The sequence below is a fragment of the Stenotrophomonas sp. SrG genome (assembly GCF_050031795.1).
GTDB classification, from domain to species: Bacteria; Pseudomonadota; Gammaproteobacteria; order Xanthomonadales; family Xanthomonadaceae; genus Stenotrophomonas; species Stenotrophomonas rhizophila_A.
The window spans coordinates 1-298 of record NZ_JBNBBE010000109.1; the positions used below are offsets into that span (position 1 = coordinate 1).

At 63.8% G+C, this 298-nt stretch carries 1 protein-coding gene; it reads left to right on the forward strand.

Annotation, left to right across the window (positions count from 1 at the left end; all coding sequences use genetic code 11):
• On the forward strand, positions 1–217 hold a 217-nt coding region (locus ACQG3P_RS19170), incomplete at its 5' end, for an OmpA family protein (RefSeq protein WP_426805924.1).
• Positions 218–298: the final 81 nt, after the last annotated feature.

Below are 298 nucleotides of genomic sequence, written 5' to 3' on the forward strand. Positions count from 1 at the left end.
CCACACGGACAGCATTGGTAGTGACGCGGTCAACACCAAGCTGTCCACGGAACGCGCCGATTCGGTTGCGCAGTACCTGACCGCCCAGGGCGTTCAGAGCGTGCGTATCGAGACGCTGGGGGCCGGCAAGGCCTACCCGATCGCCGATAACAGCACCGACGCCGGTCGCGCCAAGAACCGCCGCGTGGAACTCCGCGTGATTCCGTTGCAGCAATAAAAGGCGCAAGCGCCTTGTATTGCTGCGTTGCATCGGCCACGCCGATGCAACGCAAAAATGCCGCCCCAACGGGCGGCCGTT